This window comes from Ideonella sp., assembly GCF_035254525.1.
Taxonomy (GTDB): Bacteria; Pseudomonadota; Gammaproteobacteria; order Burkholderiales; family Burkholderiaceae_C; genus Ideonella.
The window spans coordinates 66,625-85,567 of sequence record NZ_DATFAN010000213.1 but is presented as its reverse complement, the minus strand read 5'-3'; the positions used below and the strand labels follow the sequence as shown (position 1 = coordinate 85,567).

General features: G+C 67.9%; 18 protein-coding genes and 1 tRNA gene. 3 read left to right on the top strand and 16 right to left on the bottom strand.

Annotated elements, in window-relative coordinates; all coding sequences use genetic code 11:
* Position 1: 1 nt before the first annotated feature.
* The 7 genes from ispC to rpsB all read right to left on the bottom strand — a co-directional run bounded on the left by ispC (position 2) and on the right by rpsB (position 5,991).
* Positions 2 to 1,186, bottom strand: a complete 1,185-nt coding sequence (gene ispC / locus VJ693_RS24880) for a 1-deoxy-D-xylulose-5-phosphate reductoisomerase (RefSeq protein ID WP_324158736.1) — start codon at positions 1,184 to 1,186, stop codon at positions 2 to 4.
* A gap of 39 nt (positions 1,187 to 1,225) precedes the next feature.
* Positions 1,226 to 2,062: a phosphatidate cytidylyltransferase gene (locus VJ693_RS24875; protein ID WP_324158734.1), complete on the bottom strand. Its 837-nt coding sequence runs from the start codon at positions 2,060 to 2,062 to the stop codon at positions 1,226 to 1,228.
* Between the two features lie 7 nt (positions 2,063 to 2,069).
* Positions 2,070 to 2,819, bottom strand: coding sequence for a polyprenyl diphosphate synthase (gene uppS, locus VJ693_RS24870; RefSeq protein ID WP_324158733.1), 750 nt, complete (start codon positions 2,817 to 2,819; stop codon positions 2,070 to 2,072).
* Positions 2,820 to 2,824: 5 nt separating this feature from the next.
* A complete protein-coding gene (frr, locus tag VJ693_RS24865; protein WP_324158731.1) occupies positions 2,825 to 3,385 on the bottom strand; it encodes a ribosome recycling factor in 561 nt (186 codons plus the stop codon).
* Positions 3,386 to 3,397: 12 nt separating this feature from the next.
* Positions 3,398 to 4,108 carry a UMP kinase gene (gene pyrH, locus VJ693_RS24860; RefSeq protein ID WP_324158729.1) on the bottom strand — a complete coding sequence of 237 codons (711 nt, stop codon included), beginning with the start codon at positions 4,106 to 4,108 and terminating at the stop codon, positions 3,398 to 3,400.
* Positions 4,109 to 4,227: 119 nt separating this feature from the next.
* Complete coding sequence (gene tsf / locus VJ693_RS24855) at positions 4,228 to 5,124, bottom strand: translation elongation factor Ts (protein ID WP_324158727.1); 897 nt, start codon at positions 5,122 to 5,124, stop codon at positions 4,228 to 4,230.
* Positions 5,125 to 5,244: 120 nt separating this feature from the next.
* The gene (rpsB, locus tag VJ693_RS24850; protein ID WP_324158726.1) at positions 5,245 to 5,991 is read right to left on the bottom strand and encodes a 30S ribosomal protein S2; all 747 of its coding nucleotides are present in this window, start codon (positions 5,989 to 5,991) and stop codon (positions 5,245 to 5,247) included.
* Between rpsB and VJ693_RS24845 the strand changes: the two genes are divergently transcribed.
* On the top strand, positions 5,950 to 7,530 hold the full coding sequence (locus tag VJ693_RS24845; RefSeq protein ID WP_324158724.1) for an FAD-dependent oxidoreductase: 1,581 nt from the start codon (positions 5,950 to 5,952) through the stop codon (positions 7,528 to 7,530). The genes rpsB and VJ693_RS24845 overlap by 42 nt on opposite strands.
* Positions 7,531 to 7,578: 48 nt before the next feature.
* Positions 7,579 to 9,144, top strand: coding sequence for an NAD(P)H-hydrate dehydratase (locus VJ693_RS24840; protein WP_324158722.1), 1,566 nt, complete (start codon positions 7,579 to 7,581; stop codon positions 9,142 to 9,144).
* 24 nt (positions 9,145 to 9,168) lie between these two features.
* On the opposite strand, the gene rnr is transcribed toward VJ693_RS24840, so the two are convergent.
* Entirely contained in the window at positions 9,169 to 11,475 is a 2,307-nt protein-coding gene (gene rnr / locus VJ693_RS24835) for a ribonuclease R (RefSeq protein WP_324158817.1), read from the bottom strand.
* Between the two features lie 98 nt (positions 11,476 to 11,573).
* Here rnr and VJ693_RS24830 point away from each other — a divergent pair.
* Positions 11,574 to 11,658: transfer RNA gene (locus tag VJ693_RS24830), tRNA-Leu, on the top strand.
* A gap of 137 nt (positions 11,659 to 11,795) precedes the next feature.
* On the opposite strand, the gene VJ693_RS24825 is transcribed toward VJ693_RS24830, so the two are convergent.
* From VJ693_RS24825 to hfq, 8 genes are all read right to left on the bottom strand, one after another.
* Positions 11,796 to 12,317, bottom strand: a complete 522-nt coding sequence (locus tag VJ693_RS24825) for a phosphoribosyltransferase (protein WP_324158720.1) — start codon at positions 12,315 to 12,317, stop codon at positions 11,796 to 11,798.
* A 27-nt stretch (positions 12,318 to 12,344) separates the two neighbouring features.
* A complete protein-coding gene (locus tag VJ693_RS24820) occupies positions 12,345 to 13,694 on the bottom strand; it encodes an adenylosuccinate synthase (RefSeq protein WP_414652366.1) in 1,350 nt (449 codons plus the stop codon).
* A gap of 48 nt (positions 13,695 to 13,742) precedes the next feature.
* The gene (locus tag VJ693_RS24815) at positions 13,743 to 14,906 is read right to left on the bottom strand and encodes an ATP phosphoribosyltransferase regulatory subunit (RefSeq protein WP_324158717.1); all 1,164 of its coding nucleotides are present in this window, start codon (positions 14,904 to 14,906) and stop codon (positions 13,743 to 13,745) included.
* 61 nt (positions 14,907 to 14,967) lie between these two features.
* Complete coding sequence (locus VJ693_RS24810) at positions 14,968 to 15,156, bottom strand: DUF2065 domain-containing protein (protein WP_324158715.1); 189 nt, start codon at positions 15,154 to 15,156, stop codon at positions 14,968 to 14,970.
* A gap of 18 nt (positions 15,157 to 15,174) precedes the next feature.
* A complete protein-coding gene (gene hflC, locus VJ693_RS24805; protein ID WP_324158713.1) occupies positions 15,175 to 16,065 on the bottom strand; it encodes a protease modulator HflC in 891 nt (296 codons plus the stop codon).
* Positions 16,066 to 16,112: 47 nt separating this feature from the next.
* Positions 16,113 to 17,354 carry an FtsH protease activity modulator HflK gene (gene hflK / locus VJ693_RS24800; RefSeq protein WP_324158711.1) on the bottom strand — a complete coding sequence of 414 codons (1,242 nt, stop codon included), beginning with the start codon at positions 17,352 to 17,354 and terminating at the stop codon, positions 16,113 to 16,115.
* A gap of 46 nt (positions 17,355 to 17,400) precedes the next feature.
* Positions 17,401 to 18,609 (bottom strand): GTPase HflX, encoded by a 1,209-nt coding sequence (hflX, locus tag VJ693_RS24795; RefSeq protein WP_324158709.1) that lies wholly within the window; start codon positions 18,607 to 18,609, stop codon positions 17,401 to 17,403.
* A 48-nt stretch (positions 18,610 to 18,657) separates the two neighbouring features.
* On the bottom strand, positions 18,658 to 18,900 hold the full coding sequence (hfq, locus tag VJ693_RS24790; RefSeq protein WP_324158706.1) for an RNA chaperone Hfq: 243 nt from the start codon (positions 18,898 to 18,900) through the stop codon (positions 18,658 to 18,660).
* Between the last annotated feature and the right edge of the window lie 43 nt (positions 18,901 to 18,943).

Here is an 18,943-nt window from a genome sequence, read left to right as displayed (position 1 = left end):
ATCAGCGGCGCAACGCCAGCACGCAGGTCTCGGCCTGCTCGCGAGCGAGACGATCCAGGTCCAGCAAGGCTTCGACCGGCGCATCCAGGGCCAGCTGCGGCGACAACGCGTCCAACGTGCGCGCATTCACCTGGTGGATCGCGTCAAAGCCGATGCGCCGATCGAGGAAGGCCGCCACCGCCACCTCGTTGGCGGCATTCAGCACGGCCGTGCTGCCATGCGGGCCCTGCAACGCGTCCCAGGCCAGGAACAGGCCGGGAAAGCGGCTGCGCTCGGGTGCCTCGAAGGTCAACGCGCCCAGCTTGAGGAAGTCCAGCCCTTCCGCGCCGGATTCGATTCGCTCGGGGAACGACAGCCCATAAGCGATCGGCACCCGCATGTCGGGCGTGCCGAGTTGCGCCAGCACGGATTGATCTCGGCACACGACCATCGAATGGATGATGCTCTGCGGGTGGATCACCACCTTCACCTGCTCGGGCGCGAGGTCGAACAGCCAGCGGGCCTCGATGACCTCGAGTGCCTTGTTCATCATCGTCGCCGAGTCGACGGAGATCTTGCGGCCCATGACCCAGTTCGGATGGGCACAGGCCTGATCGGGCGTCACGCCGGCCAGCGTGGCCGGGTCGCGCTGCCGGAAAGGCCCGCCGGAGGCGGTGAGCACGATGTGGTCGATGCGCTGCTTCCAGGTCGACCGGTCTTCGGGCAGGCACTGGAAGATGGCCGAGTGTTCGCTGTCGATCGGCAGCAGCGTCGCGCCGCCTTCGGCCACGGCGGCCATGAACTGCGCACCGCCGACGACCAGCGCCTCCTTGTTGGCCAACAGCAGGCGCTTGCCGGCCCGCGCCGCCGCCATGCACGGCGGCAGGCCGGCCGCTCCGACGATCGCTGCCATCACGGTGTCGACTTCGGGGTGTGCGGCCAACTGGATCAGCGCATCGTCGCCGTCGAGCACTTCGGTGCGCGAGCCGGCTTCGCGCAGACGGTCGCGCAGCACGCGCGAGGCCTGCGCATCCGCCATCGCGGCAAAGCGGGGCCGCCACCGAAGGCACTGCGCCAACAGCTCATCGACTCGCAGGTGGCCCGTAAGCGCGACGACCTCGAAGCGCTCCGGGTGACGCGCGGCGACATCGAGCGTATTGCTGCCCACCGAACCGGTGGAGCCCAGGACACAAAGGCGCTGTCGCATCAGTTCCACTTCACAACCACAACTTGAACAGGGCGCCGTTCAGGCACCCGCGAACGCCATCACCGCCGGCAGCACCGGCAGCAGCGCGTCGATGCGATCGAGCACGCCGCCATGGCCAGGCAGCAGGCCGCTCGAATCCTTCGCGCCGGCGGCACGCTTGGCCAGCGATTCCATCAAGTCGCCGACGACACTCAATCCGCACAACGCCACGATGCCCAGCATGAGCCCGAACGCCCCCGCCTGCCGCAACATCACGGCAAACACGCTGGGCCCAATCGCCGGCCACACGGCCTCGAGCGATATCCAGCCCCAGGCCAACAGGCCGACGCCCACCATCCCCGACCATACGCCTTCCCAGCTCTTGCCGGGGCTGATGGATGGTGCGAGCTTTCGGCGCCCGAACCGTTTGCCACCAAAGTAGGCGGCGATGTCGGCGGCCCAGACGATGCAGAAGGCCGAGAGTATGAAGCCCAGGCCGCGCTGCTTCGCCGCCGCGATGGCCAGCCAGGCCACCGAAAGCATCAGCCAACCCAGTGCCAACCGAGCCACCCGGGGTGCATGAGGCCATGCCGCGGGCCCTGCCCGCAATCCCAGGGCGCCCCCCAGCAACCAGCCCGCCACTGCAAGCCACCAGACGGCCGCCGGTGCCGCCACGGCCCAGCCCGCCAGCCACGCCAGGCCACAGGTCAGCGCGATCGCGGCGCCCATGGCGACCGCACCGGGCATGCGAAGGCCGTTCAGCCGGCCCCACTCCCAGCCCGCGGCGCCGATCATCAACAGGGTCAGTGCAGCGAACGGCAACAGGCTCTCGGCCAGCAGCGCCGGCAACAACAGCGCCACCAGCACCAGCGCCGTGATCACACGCTGCAGCAGCATGACGGGTTCAGGCCGAAGCCTCGTTCAGCGCAACCGGCACACCACCGAAACGGCGCTCTCGCGCCGCAAAGGCGGCGATCGCCTTGTCCATCTCCGCGGCATCGAAGTCGGGCCAGAGGCACTCGGTGAAGTACATCTCCGCGTACGCCAGTTGCCACAACAGGAAGTTGCTGACCCGCACCTCGCCGCCGGTGCGGATGAACAGGTCCGGGTCGGGCGCATGCGCCAGGGCCATGTAGCGGCTGAGGATGTCTTCGCTCAGGGCCTCGGGTGTCACCCCATCGGCCAATGCCCGCTTGCAGGCTTGCACGATGTCCCAGCGACCGCCGTAGTTGAAGGCCACGGTCAGCGTCAGGCCGGGATTGTCCTTGGTCAGTTCCTCGGCTTCGGCCCAGGCCCGGCGGACCTTCTCGGACACGGCCGAGCGGTCACCGATCACCTTGATGCGGATGCCGTCCTTCGCCAGCCGCGTCAGGTATTTCGACACGCCGACCAGCACGAGGTTCATCAGCCCCGAGACCTCTTCGTCCGGCCGCTTCCAGTTCTCGGACGAGAAGGCGTAGACGGTCAGGTACTCGATGCCACGGCGCGCGCAATCGTCGATCACGCGCACCACGGTCTCCATGCCGTACTTGTGCCCGAACACGCGCGGCATGAAACGGCGCTTGGCCCAGCGGCCGTTGCCGTCCATCACGATGGCCACGTGGCGAGGCACGCCGGGGTTGCGGCGAGGCGCCGCCGGGGACGGATGGGCCATCAGGCTCAGACCGCCAGGACGTCGGCTTCCTTGGCCTGGACCAGCCGGTCGATCTCGGCGACGGTGCGGTCGGTGAGCTTCTGCACGTCTTCTTGCGCGCGGCGCTCGTCGTCCTCCGAGATCTCCTTGTCCTTCAGCAGCTTCTTCAGGTGCTCGATCGCATCGCGGCGCAGGTTGCGCACGGCCACCTTGGCGTTCTCGCCTTCGTGCCGCACGAGCTTGGTCAGCTCCTTGCGGCGCTCCTCGGTCAGCGCCGGCATCGGCACGCGAAGCAGGTCGCCCTGCGTCGACGGATTCAGGCCCAGGTCGGATTCCCGGATGGCCTTTTCGATCTTCCCGCCCATGCCCTTTTCCCAGGGCTGCACGCTGATCGTGCGGGCATCGAGCAGGCTCACGTTGGCAACCTGGCTGATCGGCACCATCGAACCGTAGTAGTCCACGTGCACCTGATCCAAGATGCCGGGATGGGCGCGGCCGGTGCGCACCTTCTGCAGGTCGTTCTTCAGGGCCTCGACGGACTTGGCCATCTTCGTCTCGGCGTTCTTCTTGATGTCGGCAATCGTCATGTATCGATCTCCTCAGACATGCACCAGCGTTCCCTCATCCTCGCCCTGCACCACGCGCTTGAGCGCACCGGGCTTGAAGATCGAGAACACCTTGATCGGCAACTTCTGATCGCGGCACAGCGCAAAGGCCGTCGCGTCCATCACCTGCAGGTTGCGGGCGATGGCCTCGTCGAACGTGATGTTCGCGTAGCGGGTTGCCTCCGGATCCTTCTTCGGGTCGGCGGTGTAGACGCCATCGACCTTGGTGGCCTTGAGCACGAGCTCGGCACCGATCTCGGCGCCACGCAGCGCCGCCGCCGTGTCGGTGGTGAAGAAGGGATTCCCGGTGCCCGCCGCGAAGACGACGACCTTGCCCTCTTCGAGGTACTGCAAGGCCTTGGGCCGCACGTAAGGCTCGACGACCTGCTCGATGCTGATGGCCGACATCACGCGGGCGGTCATGCCTTCCTGGCGCATGGTGTCCGCCAAGGCCAACGCATTCATCACGGTGGCCAGCATGCCCATGTAATCGGCTGTGGCGCGGTCCATGCCCACCGAGCCGCCCGCGACGCCGCGGAATATGTTGCCGCCGCCGATCACCACCGCCACCTCGCAGCCGAGCTGGGTGACCTCCTGGATCTCGCGCACCATGCGGACGATGGTGGCGCGGTTGATGCCGTAGGCGTCGTCGCCCATCAGGGCCTCACCGGACAGTTTCAGCAGGATGCGTCGGTACGCCGGCATGCAGGGCTCTCCTTGGGCGCCAGGGGTCGGTGACAGGGGCGCGGTGCTCTCGTGGATTTCCGCTGGAAGTGTACGCGGCGACCCGGGTGACGGGCCGCCGCGCGAAGCGCTCGAAACGCTTACTGCGCCTTCGCGGCAGCCACCTGGGCAGCCACTTCGGCGGCAAAGTCGTCGGTCTTCTTCTCGATGCCTTCGCCGACCACGTAAAGGGTGAAGCCCTTCACCGGGGTGGCCTTTTCCTTCAGCATCGCACCGACGGTCTGCTTGCCGTCGGCGGCCTTTACGAAGACCTGGTCGAGCAGCGAGACTTCCTTCAGGAACTTCTGCACCGAGCCTTCGACCATCTTGGCCACGATCTCGGCCGGCTTGCCCGACTCGGCGGCCTTCTCGGCAGCGATCTTGCGCTCCTTCTCGACCAGCTCGGCCGGCACCTCGGCCGACGACAGCGCGGCCGGCTTCATCGCCGCCACATGCATCGCCACGTCCTTGGCCGCCACGTCGTCACCGGTGTACTCGACGATCACGCCGATGCGGGTGCCGTGCAGGTAGCTGGCAAGCTTGCCGCCGCCCGCGTAGCGCTTGAAGCGACGGATCGACAGGTTCTCGCCGATCTTGCCGATGAGGCCCTTGCGAACATCCTCGACCGTCGGGCCGAAGCCGTCCTGCGACATCGGCAACGCGGACAGCGCAGCCACATCGGCCGGGTTGTTGTCGGCCACGAGCTGGGCGCAGGTCTTGGTGAAGGCGAGGAACGAGTCGTTCTTCGACACGAAGTCGGTTTCGCAGTTGACTTCCAGCAGCGCGCCGACGTCACCGCTCACGGCTGCGCTGATCACGCCCTCGGCGGTCACTCGCGAGGCGGCCTTGCCCGCCTTGCTGCCCAGCTTGACGCGCAGGATTTCCTCGGCGCGGGACATGTCGCCGTCGGCCTCGGTCAGCGCCTTCTTGCACTCCATCATCGGGGCATCGGTCTTGGCGCGCAGTTCGGCGACCATGCTGGCGGTAATTGCAGGCATCTTCATCTCTCCGTTTGCTGTGGCACCAGGCCGTGGCCCGACGCCGAAAGGTATGAAAAAGGGGCTGTGACAGCCCCTCGTTCGGCGGGCGCTGCTCGCGCCGCGATCAGGCGCTGCCTGTCAGGCGTTGTCGCTGACTTCGACGAACTCGTCGCCGTCAGCAGCCACGGCCTGCACCAGATCGCTGGCGGCATTGGCCTTGCCTTCGAGAACCGCGTCGGCCACCGCACGGGCGTACAGCGCCACGGCCTTGGCCGAGTCGTCGTTGCCCGGGATGACGTAGTCCACGCCTTCGGGCGAGTGGTTGGTGTCGACCACGCCGATGACCGGGATGCCGAGCTTCTGCGCCTCGGCGACGGCGATCTTGTGGAAACCGACGTCGATCACGAACAGGGCATCGGGCAGCGCGTTCATGTCCTGGATCCCGCCGATGTCCTTCTCGAGCTTGGCCAGCTCACGGTCGAACAGCAGCGCTTCCTTCTTGATGCGCATCTCGGCGCCAGATTCCTTCTGCGCCTGCATGTCCTTGAGCTTCTTCAGCGAGCCCTTGACCGTCTTGAAGTTGGTCAGCATGCCGCCCAGCCAGCGCTGGTCCACGAAGGGCATGCCGGCGCGCTGTGCTTCCAGGGCGACGACTTCGCGTGCCTGGCGCTTGGTGCCCACCATCAGGATCGTGCCGCGCTTGCTCGACAGCTGGCGCACGAACTTCATCGCTTCCTCGAACTTGGGCAGCGTCTTTTCGAGGTTGATGATGTGGATCTTGTTCCGATGGCCGTAAATGAACGGGGCCATCTTGGGGTTCCAGAAGCGGGTTTGGTGGCCGAAATGGACACCAGCTTCCAGCATTTCACGCATCGAAACGGACATGGAGGGACTCCGAAGGTTGGGTCTAGAATCCCGGCACACATCGCGACAATGCTTGCCTTCTGTAACAGAGGCCTGAGCACTGTACGCGACACCTTGATCAGCCGGGTTCGCGAACTTCGGAAGGCGCGGCGGTCTTGCACTGCCTCCCGGCTTCCCTGGCCGCCTGTTGATGGCTGCCAGCAAAACCCAAAGATTATAGCAGGCCGCTTCCGTCGCCCGGCCGCTGCCAACCACTCCAGCATGCACATTGCCGTGATCGGCGCCGGCCTGGCCGGCGTCACGACAGCTTACGAACTGGCCCGTGACGGGCATGAAGTCACCGTCTTCGAGCGCCGTGGTGGAATTGCCGCCGAAGGCAGCTTCGCCCCGGCCTGCGTCGTCGCGCCGGGCCTGTGGCTGGCCCACGCCGCCGTCGGGGCGGCGCCTGGGCTGGATCCGCTGGCCGCCCGCGCGCGCGATCTGCCGTGGCGCTATCGCCGCTGGCGAGCCGTGCGCCACGGTGCCCAGACGGACCGCCTGAAATGCATGGCCGACCTGGCGCAATTCAATCTGGATCGCCTCCAGGCACTGACCGCGGCGCACCAGCTCGAATACGAGCGCCACACCGGCGTCATGGCCCTGCTGCACACGGCGCGTCACGCCAAGCACGCCCGGGTCCTGCTCGACGAGCACGCCGGTCTGGCCCTGCCCGTACGGTGGCTGACGGCCGAGCAGGCGCGCGCCGTCGAGCCCGCGCTCAACCCGGCGCTGCCACTCGAAGGCGCGCTGCACTGGCCTGCGGGGGAAACCGCCAACGGCCGCCAGTTCGCCCATGCCTTGAAGGGCGTCGCGCAGCAGCTCGGGGCGCGCTTCCAGTTCCAGCTCGAGGTCGAGGCGATCGCTGCAGCGTCGGGCCCTGGCCCGCAGGTCGAATTGCACGTCGCCCGCCGCCATGAGCTCGGCGACAGCGCGCTTGCCCCGCATGGCACCGGCGACACGACGGTCCCGGACGACGCGATGCCTGACTTCGACGCCGCCGTGTTGTGCAGTGCCGAAGCCGTCGCCCACCTGCTGGGCAACCGGATCGCGTCACCGCACTTCATTCCCGGGCACCAGCACTCGGTCACCGCCCCGCTGCGCGAACCGGCCGAGGCCGGCGAGGCCTTCGCCCCGCTGGGCGCCGTGCTGGACCCGGCGTCGCGGGTCACTGTCAGCCGGATGGGCGAGCGCGTGCGGGCAGCGGGCGGAGCCGCGTACGGCGCGCCACCGGTGCGCGCCAACGAAGCCGCGTTGAGGCACCTGTATCGCGCGCTCGAAAGCTGCTTCCCCGGCGCCGCACGCACGGCCAAGGCCCTGCCATGGGTGGGCCGGCAAAGCTCGTCGGCCGACGGCCTTCCGGTCGTCGGCGCCAGCGGCCTGCCCGGCGTCTGGCTTCACTGCGGTCACGGCGCCAGCAGCTGGGCCTGGGCCGCCGCATCTGCCCGGCTGCTGGCCGACCAGATCGCCGGCAAACCAGCGTTGCTTGACACGGCACTGCTCGCACCCGACCGCCTGCGATAAGCTGGCCGCTTCGATGCCTTCGCGGCCGCCCCCGGCCGTGCACCTGCGATGACGCTGCCCCGCCGCCTGCTGCCTGGTGACGAGCCCGCCCCGCTTTTCGACAGCCGCGCCAGCCGCGCCATCGAGCAGGCGGCCCTGGCGGCCGCATCGCCGCATGCGCTGATAGAGGCCGCCGGCCTCGCCGTGGCCCGCCTGGCCCTGGCGCTCGCACCGCAGGCAGAGCACATCTGGGTCGCCGCGGGGCCCGGCAACAACGGCGGCGACGGCCTGGTGGCCGCCCGCTGGCTGCACCGCCTGGGCAAGCGCGTCCACGTGACCTGGCTGGGCGACCCGCAGCGCCTGCCGGCCGACGCTGCCCATGCACGCACCGAAGCTTTGACCGCCGGGCTGGTGCTGCATGCGCCGTCTACCCGGCCAGCCGACAGTGCGCCGCCGCCGCAATTGGTCATCGATGCGCTGTTCGGCCTGGGCCAGACACGCGCTCCCGAAGGCGCGTTCGCCGACACGATCGCCGCCCTCAACCGATGCCGCGAGCGTGGCGCGACACTGCTGTCGGTCGATCTGCCGACCGGCCTGTGCACCGACACCGGCCGCCGGCTCGGGAAAGCCTGCGTGCAGGCCGATGCAACCTTGGCACTACTGACGGCGAAGCCTGGCCTGTTCACCGCCGACGGGCGCGACGCCGCGGGCAGCGTGTGGTTGAGCGACCTGGGTGTCTCGCCCGACGAAGGCGTGCCACCAAGTGCCCGCCTGGCCGGCCGCCCCGATGCCCGCGCGGCCCTGGCGCCGCGCCTCGAGGCCGAACACGCCTCGCACAAGGGCCGCTTTGGCGACATCTGGATCGTGGGTGGTGCGCGCGGCATGGTCGGCGCCGCGCAGCTGGCGGCCCGTGCCGGGCTGCGCGCTGGCGCGGGCCGGGTCTACCTCAGCCTGCTGGCCGACGAGGCGCCATCGGCCCTGACCTCAGACGGGTTGGAGTTGATGCGTCGCTCGTGGGCCGACGCCCGCGCGATGGGCTTGGCGGAGCACGCCACGGTGGTCTGCGGCTGCGGCGGTGGCGACGCGGTTCGTCTCGTGCTGCCGGAGCTGCTCAGCCGCGCCCGGCGCCTCGTGCTCGATGCCGATGCGCTCAACGCGATCGCGGCCGACCCGACGCTGGCCACCCTGCTGGAAGCGCGCGGCCGGCGCGGCCCGCCGACCATCTTGACCCCGCACCCGCTCGAGGCCGCCAGGCTGCTCGACACGACCTCGGTCGCGCTGCAGGCCGATCGATGCGCAGCAGCGCGGCGGCTGGCCGACCGCTTCGGTGCGGTGGTGCTACTCAAGGGCTCGGGCAGCGTGATCGCCGCGCCCGGCACGACGCCGATCATCAACCCGACGGGCAGTTCGCGCTTGGCCACCGCCGGCACCGGCGACGTGCTCGCCGGCTGGATCGGCGGCAGCTGGAGCGGCCATGCCGGGCTCGACCTGGCAACCGCATCGCGCGCCGCGGTCGGCTCTGCCTGGCTGCATGGCCGCGCCGCGGAAGTACCTGGCGGTCGATCAGGCGGCCTGCCGCTGCCCGCCGGCGGCCTGATCGACGCGATGGCCGGCGCCGCAGCCCTGCTGACCTGAGCATCGCCGGCACGTTGGGACGCTTCAGCGCTTGGTGCGGCGCTTGGCCGGTGCAGCCGGCGCTCCGGCCTCCACCACCTTGCCAGCGCGCCCTTCGGCCCCTGCGCGCGACGTGCCGGCACGCGACGACGACACGGCGCGCTTGCCTTTCGCCGCCCCCTTGCCCGCACTCTTGCCCGTCTTCGCGGCGGACTTGGCCGCCTTTGCCGCGCGTTTGTGCGCACGATCCGCGATCTCCACGCCGGCCAGGGCCTCCGATGCCGTCGCCGGCTCGCCACGCGCCGAGGGGCGCCCGCGTCCGAGCAGTCGCTCGCCCTCGCCTTCGCGCACCATGCGGAAGTCGATCCGCCGGCCGTCGAGGTCGACCCGGCTGACCTGCACCCGCACCCGTGCGCCGATCGCGTAGCGGATGCCTGTGCGCTCGCCGCGCAGCTCCTGGCGCACCTCATCGAAACGGTAGTACTCGCCGCCCAGCTCGGTGATGTGGACCAGGCCATCGACGTACAACGCGTCGAGTGTGATGAACAGGCCGAAGCTCGTCACCGCGCTCACCGTGCCGGCGAATTCCTCGCCCAGGTGCTCGCGCATGTAGCGGCACTTGAGCCAGGCCTCGACGTCGCGCGAAGCCTCGTCGGCGCGGCGTTCGTTGGCGCTGCAGTGCACGCCGGCGCCTTCCCAGTGCTCCTGCTCGCTGATGTGCGGCTTGGACGTCTTGCCGGCCTTGCGCAGCCTGACCGCATGCGCGCTGGCATCGGCCAGTTCGCCCGTGGCCAGGTGATAGCGCTTCTTCGCCAGAATCGCCTTGATGACCCGGTGCACGAGCAGGTCCGGGTAGCGGCGGATCGGGCTGGTGAAGTGTGTATAGGCGGGATACGCCAACCCGAAGTGGCCACTGTTGGCTGGCGTGTAGATCGCCTGCTGCATCGAGCGCAGCAGCATCATGTGGATCTGGCTCGCATCGGGCCGGTCCTTCGTCGCCTCGGCGATCGCCTGGAATTCGCGCGGCGTCGGATCCTCGCCGAGGCCCAGGCCGACCCCCAGCGTCTTCAGGTAGTTCTGCAGCGTGGTGCGCTTTTCCGGCGTGGGGCCCTCGTGCACCCGGAACAGCGAGGCATGCTCGGCGCTGGCGATGAACTCCGCTGAGCAGACGTTGGCCGCCAGCATGGCTTCTTCGATCAGGCGATGGGCGTCCGTGCGCACGCGTGGAACGATCTTCTCGATGCGGCCGTTCTCGTCACAGACGATCTGCGTCTCGGTGGTCTCGAAATCGATCGCGCCGCGGCGCTGGCGTGCCTTTAGCAGCGCGCGATAGACCTCGTGCAGGTTCAGCAACTGCGGCATGATGTCTCGTCGCTTTGCCGCCTCGGGGCCACGGGTGTTGGCCAGGGCGGCCGCCACCTCGGTGTAGGTCAGCCGCGCGTGCGAACAGATCACCGCCGGGTAGAACTGATAGGCATGCAGTTCGCCGTCGGCATTGACGAGCATGTCGCAGACCATCGAGAGCCGATCGACCTGGGGGTTCAGCGAGCACAGGCCGTTCGAGAGCTTCTCCGGCAGCATCGGGATCACGCGGCGCGGGAAGTACACCGAGGTCGCCCGTTCGTACGCGTCGTCGTCAAGCGGCTCGCCAGGCTTCACGTAGTGGCTGACATCGGCGATCGCGACCAGCAGCCGCCAGCCATTGAAAGCCGACCTGCCACGGCCGCTCTTGTGCGGCTCGCAGTACACCGCGTCGTCGTAGTCGCGCGCGTCCTCGCCATCGATGGTGACCAGCGGCACGTCGGTCAGGTCGATGCGGTGCTTCATGTCGACTGCGCGCACCTTGTCGGGCAGCGCCGCGGCCTGCGCCAGCGTCTCGGGCGAGAAACGATGCGGCACCTCGTACTTGCGCACCGCGATCTCGATTTCCATGCCAGGGTCGTCGATCTGCCCGAGCACCTCGGTCACGCGACCCACCGGCTGCGAGTACATCGACGGCGGCTCGGTCAGCTCGATCGCGACCACCTGGCCCGCCGTGGCACTGGCGGTGGCGTTCTTGGGGATCAGGATGTCCTGGCCATAACGCCGATCCTCAGGGGCGACCAGCCACATGCCGTTTTCGTGCAGCAGCCGGCCGATGATCGGCGCCTTGCGCCGCTCGAGGATCTCCACGATACGGCCCTCGGGACGACCCTTGCGGTCGTAGCGGATGATGCGTGCCCGCACGCGGTCTCGGTGCAGCACGGCCCGCATCTCTTGCGGTGCGAGATAGATGTCGGGCTCGCCGTCATCGCGTTGCACGAAGCCGTGGCCGTCCCGGTGGCCGAGGACGGTGCCCTCGACTTCGCTCATCAGCGCGCCACCCAACACGGGGGCACTTGCATTCATTTTTGTTTTGATGGTATAGTCCTATCTTTCGTTGCAGCGCACTCAAGCGTACAGCGAATTAAGCCCAGGTGGCGGAATTGGTAGACGCACTAGTTTCAGGTACTAGCGGGTAACTCCGTGGAGGTTCGAGTCCTCTCCTGGGCACCAAAGATCAAGAGTAACAAGAACAGAAGAACAAGAAGAATCCAAGAAACTCAAGAAGGGCCGGCACGCAAGTGCTGGCCCTTTTTTCTTTCCCGGGCGCAGGTGTCGTGGCCACGCACGCCAGGACGACGTGCCCGGCATCAAACGGACAGCTTCCTGGCCAGCCCTTCCGGCCGCAGGTTGTCGTAGTCCTCGAAGGGCTGGTGGATCCACGGGCTCGTCGCCAGCATTTCCACATAATAGTCCGGCGTGTAGCTCGAGACCGCCTTCGTCCAGATGACGGCCGAACGCAGCTCGCTGATCGACGGAATACCGCGCAGCCGGTCCACCACCGCCTTGAGCGTCACGCCGGAGTCGGCCAGGTCGTCGACCAGCAGCACGCGGCCGGCCAACTCCCCTTTCGGCATCGTGATGTACTTGGCCAGATCGAGCCGGCCCTGGATCGTCCCGCCCTCGGCGCGGTATGAGCTGGTCGACATGATGGCCAGCGGCTTGTCGAACACGCGCGACAGCACGTCGCCCGGGCGCATGCCGCCTCGCGCCAGACACAGGATCTGGTCGAACTGCCAGCCCGAGTTGTGCACCTTGAGCGCCAGGCGCTCGATCAGCAAATGGTATTCGTCCCAGGAGACGTACAGGTGTTTGCCGTCGTCGGTGAGCATCGTGATCCTCTGGTCTCTCGGTGGTCGTCAGCCGGCCTGGTAAGGGTGGCGCAGCAGGATGGTGTGATCGCGGTCGGGACCGGTCGAGACCATGTCGATCGGCGCACCGATGAAGGCTTGAACGCGCTCGAGATACCGGCGCGCGTTCAGCGGCAGCTGGTCCCACTGCGTCAACCCGGCGGTCGAGCCTTCCCAACCGGAGAAGGTCTCGTAGACCGGCCGGCATGCGGCGATGTCGTCGGCATCGAGCGGCAGGATGTCCAGCGATTGGCCGCCGAGTTGGTAGCCGACACAGACCTGGATCTCCTTCAGGCCGTCCAGCACGTCGAGCTTGGTGATGCACAGGCCCGAAATGCCGTTGATGATGATCGAGCGCTTGAGCGCTGCGGCATCGAGCCAGCCGCAGCGGCGCGCGCGCCCGGTCACCGTGCCGCGCTCCTGCCCCACCGTCGACAGATGGTGGCCGACGGTGCCGGCCTGATCGATTGGCAGCTCGGTCGGGAATGGGCCCGAGCCGACGCGCGTGGTGTAGGCCTTCGTGATGCCCAGGATGTAGTGCAGCATGTCCGGCCCGACGCCGGCCCCGGCGGCCGCGTTGCCGGCCACGCAATTGCTCGACGTGACATACGGGTAGGTACCGTGGTCGATGTCGAGCAACGTGCCCTGGGCGCCTTCGAACAGCAGGTTGGCACCGGCACGGTTGGCGGTATAGATGCGATAGCCCACGTCGGCCATCATCGGCCTGAGGGCTTCGCCCATCTTCATCGCCTGGTCGAAGATCGGCTGGAACTCCAGCGGCGTGGACTTCAGGTAGCCGCTCAGCGCGAAGTTGTGCAGCTCGAGCAGTTCACGCAGCCTGGCGGCGAAGCGCTCGGGGTGCTTCAGGTCCTGAACGCGCAATGCGCGCCGCGCGACCTTGTCCTCGTAGGCCGGGCCGATGCCCTTGCCTGTCGTGCCGATCTTGCCTGCGCCGCTCGTCTCGCGCAGCGCCTCGCGCGCCTTGTCGACCTCGACGTGGAACGGCAGGATCAGCGGACACGACTCGCTCAGGTACAGGCGCGAGCGAACCTCCAAGCCGATCTTCTCCAGCCGCTCGATCTCTCCCAGCAGGTGCGACGGGTCGACCACCACGCCGTTGCCGATGTAGCAGGCCACGCCATCGCGCATGATGCCCGAGGGAATGAGCTGCAGCGCGGTCTTCACGCCCTTGATCACCAGCGTGTGGCCGGCATTGTGGCCACCCTGGAAGCGCACGACGCCCTGAGCGTGGTCGGTCAGCCAGTCGACGACCTTGCCCTTGCCTTCGTCACCCCATTGGGTGCCGACGACGACGACGTTGCGGCCGTGCGCGACGGCCGTGGAGCTGCTTTGTTGCATCGATGTCATCAGTTCAGTGGATTCGAGAGAACGGGCCGCGCGGCGGCTTCAGAGCGCGCGCACTGCCCATTGGCCGCCGACGGCGGCCAGCTCGCGGTCGCAGTCGAATTCCTGCGTTTCATGCTCGTGACCGGGCAGAATGCACACGACGGTCTCGCCGAGCGCCCGCAGGCGGCGAACGGCGGCGCGCAGCGAGGCGTCTTCGCCCCACGGCGCGCGGATGGCGGCGCGCGGCGGCGCAGGGGGCGTGACCTCGGTCAGGCCCTTCAGGTCCAGACTGCAACCGACTGCCGGCCGGTTGCGGCCGAACACCGCACCGACCTCGTCGTAGCGGCCGCCGCGCACCAGCGCATTGGTCGAGCCCGCCCCGTAGACCGCGAAGCGAACACCGCTGTAGTAGGCGTAGCCGCTCATGTCCGACAGGTCGAAGCCAATCTTCACGTCGGGGTTGGACTGGCGCAGATGTCGCGTAAGCCAGGCCAGGTCGTCCAACGCTGCGGCGATCGGCGCGCGGGCCGGTAGGCGCGCCCTCGCCTGCTCGAGCACCTCGTCGCCACCGTAAAGCTCGAGCAAGGCTGCGAGACCGGCACGGGCATCGGCTGGGCAATCGCGCGACATCGCCTGCACGGCGCTGCCGTCCTTGGCTGTCAGCGCGGCCACCAGCTCGGTCAGTGCCGCAGCGTCGAGCGGCACCCCGGCCAGCACCGAGCGCACGACGCGCGCGTCGCCGAGGTCGATCGTCAATTCACGGGCGCCGATGGCGGCCAGGCCATCCAAGGCGAGCTCCTGCACTTCGAGGTCGGCTTCCAGGCCGGCGTGGCCGAAGATCTCGGCACCGAACTGCAGCGGCTCGCGTGTCATGTGAAGGCCCGAGGGCCGGGTGTGCAGCACCGGGCCGCAGTAGCACAGGCGCGTCACACCTTCGCGGTTCAGCAGGTGGGCGTCGACGCGCGCGACCTGGGGCGTCGTGTCGGCGCGCAGGCCCAGCGTGCGGCCGGAGAGCTGGTCGACGAGCTTGAAGGTCTTCAGATCCAGTTCACGGCCGGTACCGGACAGCAGCGAGTCCAGGTACTCCAGCATCGGCGGCATCACCAGCTCGAAGCCGTAGCCCCGCGCGCGATCCAGCCATTGGCGCCGCAGTTCCTCGATGCGCCTGGCCTCGGCGGGCAGGACATCGGCAATGTGCTCTGGCAGCAGCCAAGCAGAGGACATGAAAATGCACCGGGGTTAAAACCGGCATTGTACAGGGGGGTCCCCTGAAGCGAAGCTGACGTCAGCCGCCGAAAAGCAGCAGCAAGGACAGCCCGATCAGCATGCTTGTCAGTCCGATGAATCGGATCTGGCCGTCGGTCATCTGCGTCGCGCGCAGGAAGATCTCGCGCCAACGGCGCGGGCTGAAGAACGGCAGCAGGCCCTCGAACACCAGCATCAGCGCCAGCGCCCCCAGCAGCAGATCACCCATCGCTCCGGCCCTGCCGGGTTACTTCTTGGCCGGCGCCGAACCGGCGCCACTGCCACGCATGGCCTTGAAGAAATCCGACGAGGGGTCCACGACCATCATGTCGGACTTGTTGCGGAAGCTCGCGCGGTAGGCCTCGAGGCTGCGGTAGAACTGCGCAAACTGGGCGTCGCGGCCGAAGGCCGATGCGTACAGCGCAGAGGCCTTGGCATCGCCTTCACCCTTGATCTTCTGCGCATCGCGGTAGGCCTCGGCGACGATCACCTCGCGTTGACGATCGGCATCGGCGCGGATCCGCTCGCCGTCGGCCTGCCCCTTGGAACGCAACTCGTTGGCCACCTGCTGGCGCTCGGACTGCATGCGGCGGTAGACCGAATCAGTGATGCTGGCGACGAAATCGACGCGCTTGATCCGCACGTCGATGATCTCGATGCCGAAGGACTTGGCCGGCTCGGCCAGGCGGGCCTTCACGTCGCCCATGATTTTCTCGCGCTCGGTCGCGAGGACGGCGCCCACCGTGCGCTTGGTCACCTCTTCGTTGAACGCGGCTTGCACGACCGGGCTCAGGCGATTCTCGAGGTTGCGCAGGTCCACCCCGTTGTTGCGGATGAACTGGCGCGAGTCGGCAATGCGCCACTTGACCAGCCAGTCGATCGCCAACGTCTTCTTCTCGGCGGTGAAGATCGGACGCGTCTCGGGGCTGTCCAGCGTCTGGATCCGGCGGTCGAGGAAGACCACGTTCTGCAGCGGTGGCGGTAGCTTGATCTTCAGGCCCGGCTCGGTGACGACCTCCCTGATCTCGCCCAGGGCGTAGACCACCGCCACCTGGCGTTGATCGACGACGAACAGCGTCGAGGCGGCGAGCACCAGCAGCACCAGCACGCTGCCGACAATCACGGCGAATCGGTTCATGGAGTTTTCTCTGTGTTCTGTTCTTGCGGCGCTTCGGGGGTGGACGGTCAGCGGCTGTCGCGATCGCGGCTGCGGATGTCGCGCGAGCGGTCGGTGCCGGCGCTGTCGGCCGGAACGGCGGGCGCGGGTGCCGGAGCGGCCGGCGCTGCGGCGCCGGTCTGCTGGACCAGCTTGTCCAGCGGCAGATACAGCAGGTTCGAGCCGCTGCGGCTGTCGACCATGACCTTGGTGACGTTGGCGTAGACGTCACGCATCGCATCGATGTAGAGGCGGTCACGCGTCACGCCGGGGGCCTTCTGGTATTCGGCCAACACCGAGTTGAAGCGCTCGGCATCACCCTCGGCGGTGGCGACGATGCGTGAGCGGTAGCCTTCGGCCTCTGCGCGCAGCCGGGCCGCCGTACCCTGAGCCTTCGGGATCACGTCGCTCGCGTAGGCCTGGCCTTCGTTCTTGAAGCGATCACGGTCGGCCCCGGCCTTGACCGCATCGTCAAAGGCGGCCTGCACCTGCTCGGGCACCTGCACGTTCTGCAGGTTGACGTTCTTGATCGTCACGCCGGCATTCAACCGATCGAGCTGCAACTGGATCGAGCGGACCAGATCGGCCGCGATCGCGTCGCGCCGCTCGTACAGCACCGAGTCGACCTTGCTGCGGCCGACGATCTCGCGCACGGCCGATTCGCTGGCCTGCACCACGGCCTGGTCGGTGTCACGGTTCTCGAACAGGAACGCGCGCGCATCCTTCAGCACATACTGGACGATGAAGCGGACGTCGACGATGTTCTCGTCCTGCGTCAGCATCGACGAATCGCGCAGGCCGGTGCCTTGGCTGACCGTGTTGCGGCCCACCTCAACCGAGCGAAGCTGGGTGACCGGCACCGTCTCGTGCGCCTGGAACGGGTACGGCAGCCGGTATTGCATGCCTGCCATCACCGTGCTGCTGTACTTGCCGAAGGTGGTGACGACCGCCTGGTGACCTTCCTGCACGATGAACAGGCCGCTGCCCGCCCAGATCAGCAGCACCAGGCCACCGATCAGGCCGGCGCCAATGCCGGCGCCCTTCATGTCGGGCTGAAAGCGGGGCTCGTCGCCCCCATCGCCGCGCGGTGACGTGCCGCCACCCTTGCCGCCGAACAGGTTGGACAGCTTGCGGTTGAAATCGCGCCAGAGCTCGTCGAGATCGGGCGGGCCGTCGTTGCGGCCATTGCTCATCACCAGCGCGCGCGCCGCATGCGCCAGCGCGGCCAAGCGGGCTCGCAAGCCGGGAGCGTCGGGTTCAAGGGTTCGCATGCTCATCCCAAGGGGCCAGGTTTGTTGATTCGAAGTGGTATGCCGCTCAGTGCCGTGGCGCGGGCGCGAGGCTGCCGTCGGGTAAGGTGATGGCCGCTGGCGTGGAACTCAAGGGCGGCGGCGCGGCATGGGTCGCAATCAGTTCGCGCAGCAGGCTCAGGCCTTCGCCGGTGAGCGCGCTGACGAACACGCGCGGAACCCGCACCCCGGGCGCGCGCTCGATCTCGTCGTGCAGGGCGCGCGGGCGCTGACCGGGTTCAATGCGATCGAGCTTGTTGTAGACGAGGATCTGCGGGATCTTGTCGGCGCCGATCTCCTCGAGCACCCGCTCGACCTCGGCCTGCTGCTCCAGCAGCACGGGGCTGCTGGCATCGATCACGTGCAGCAGCAGGTCGGCATCGGCCGCTTCCTGCAGCGTGGCCTGGAAGGCCTCGACCAGCTTGTGCGGCAGGTCGCGGATGAAGCCGACCGTGTCGGACAGCGACACCGAGCGCCCCGCCTCGCCGAGGTAGAGCGAACGCGTCGTCGTGTCCAGTGTGGCGAACAGCTGATCCGCCGCATAGGCCCGGGCCTTGACCATCGCGTTGAACAGCGTCGACTTGCCGGCGTTGGTATAGCCGACCAGCGAGACCTTGAAGGTGCCGCTGCGTTCGCGCGCGCGCCGCTGCGTGCCGCGCTGGCGCTTGACGCGCTCGAGCCGCTCCTTCACCGACTTGATGCGATCGCCGATCATGCGGCGGTCCAGCTCGATCTGCGCCTCACCAGGGCCGCCCCGGTGGCCGACACCGCCGCGCTGGCGCTCCAGGTGGCTCCAGCGACGCACCAGGCGGGTCGAGAGGTATTGCAGCCGCGCCAATTCGACCTGCAGCTTGCCTTCGTGGCTCTTCGCCCGCGCGGCGAAGATCTCGAGGATCAACGCGGTGCGGTCAGCCACCGGCACGCCCAGGTGGCGTTCGAGGTTGCGCTGCTGGGCGGGGGACAGGGCCTGGTCGAAGATCACACCATGGGCATGGTGCGCCTGCACCAGCAGCTTGATCTCGTCGGCCTTGCCAGAGCCGACGAACAGCGCCGGATCGGGCGCCTTGCGCTTGGCCGTGATCCGCGCGACCGGCTCGTCGCCGGCCGACTCGGCCAGCAGCGCCAGTTCGTCCAGCGTCGGATCGAACGAGGAACCGGGACCGAGATCAACGCCGACCAGCACCGCCCGCGCCGCCTCGGTGTCAGCGGGCCGGGGCTGGGAAGGTTCGGCGCTCAAGGTCGGGAATGGGCCAGGTCGCCGTCAGCGGCGACAGGTGGGTGAGGTTCAGGCGTTGTCGCCCGAATCGGCGGCGTGAAAGTTGACGGCGCGGCCGGGCACGACGGTGGAGATCGCGTGCTTGTAGACCATCTGCGTCACGGTATTGCGCAGCAGTACGACGTACTGGTCGAATGATTCGATATGGCCCTGCAGCTTGATGCCATTGACCAGGTAGATGGAAACCGGAACATGCTCCTTGCGCAGCAGGTTCAGGAAGGGGTCTTGTAGGAGTTGCCCTTTGTTGCTCACGATATGCTCCGTGTTGGAAAAGTGTTGGAGTGGTCACGTTAAC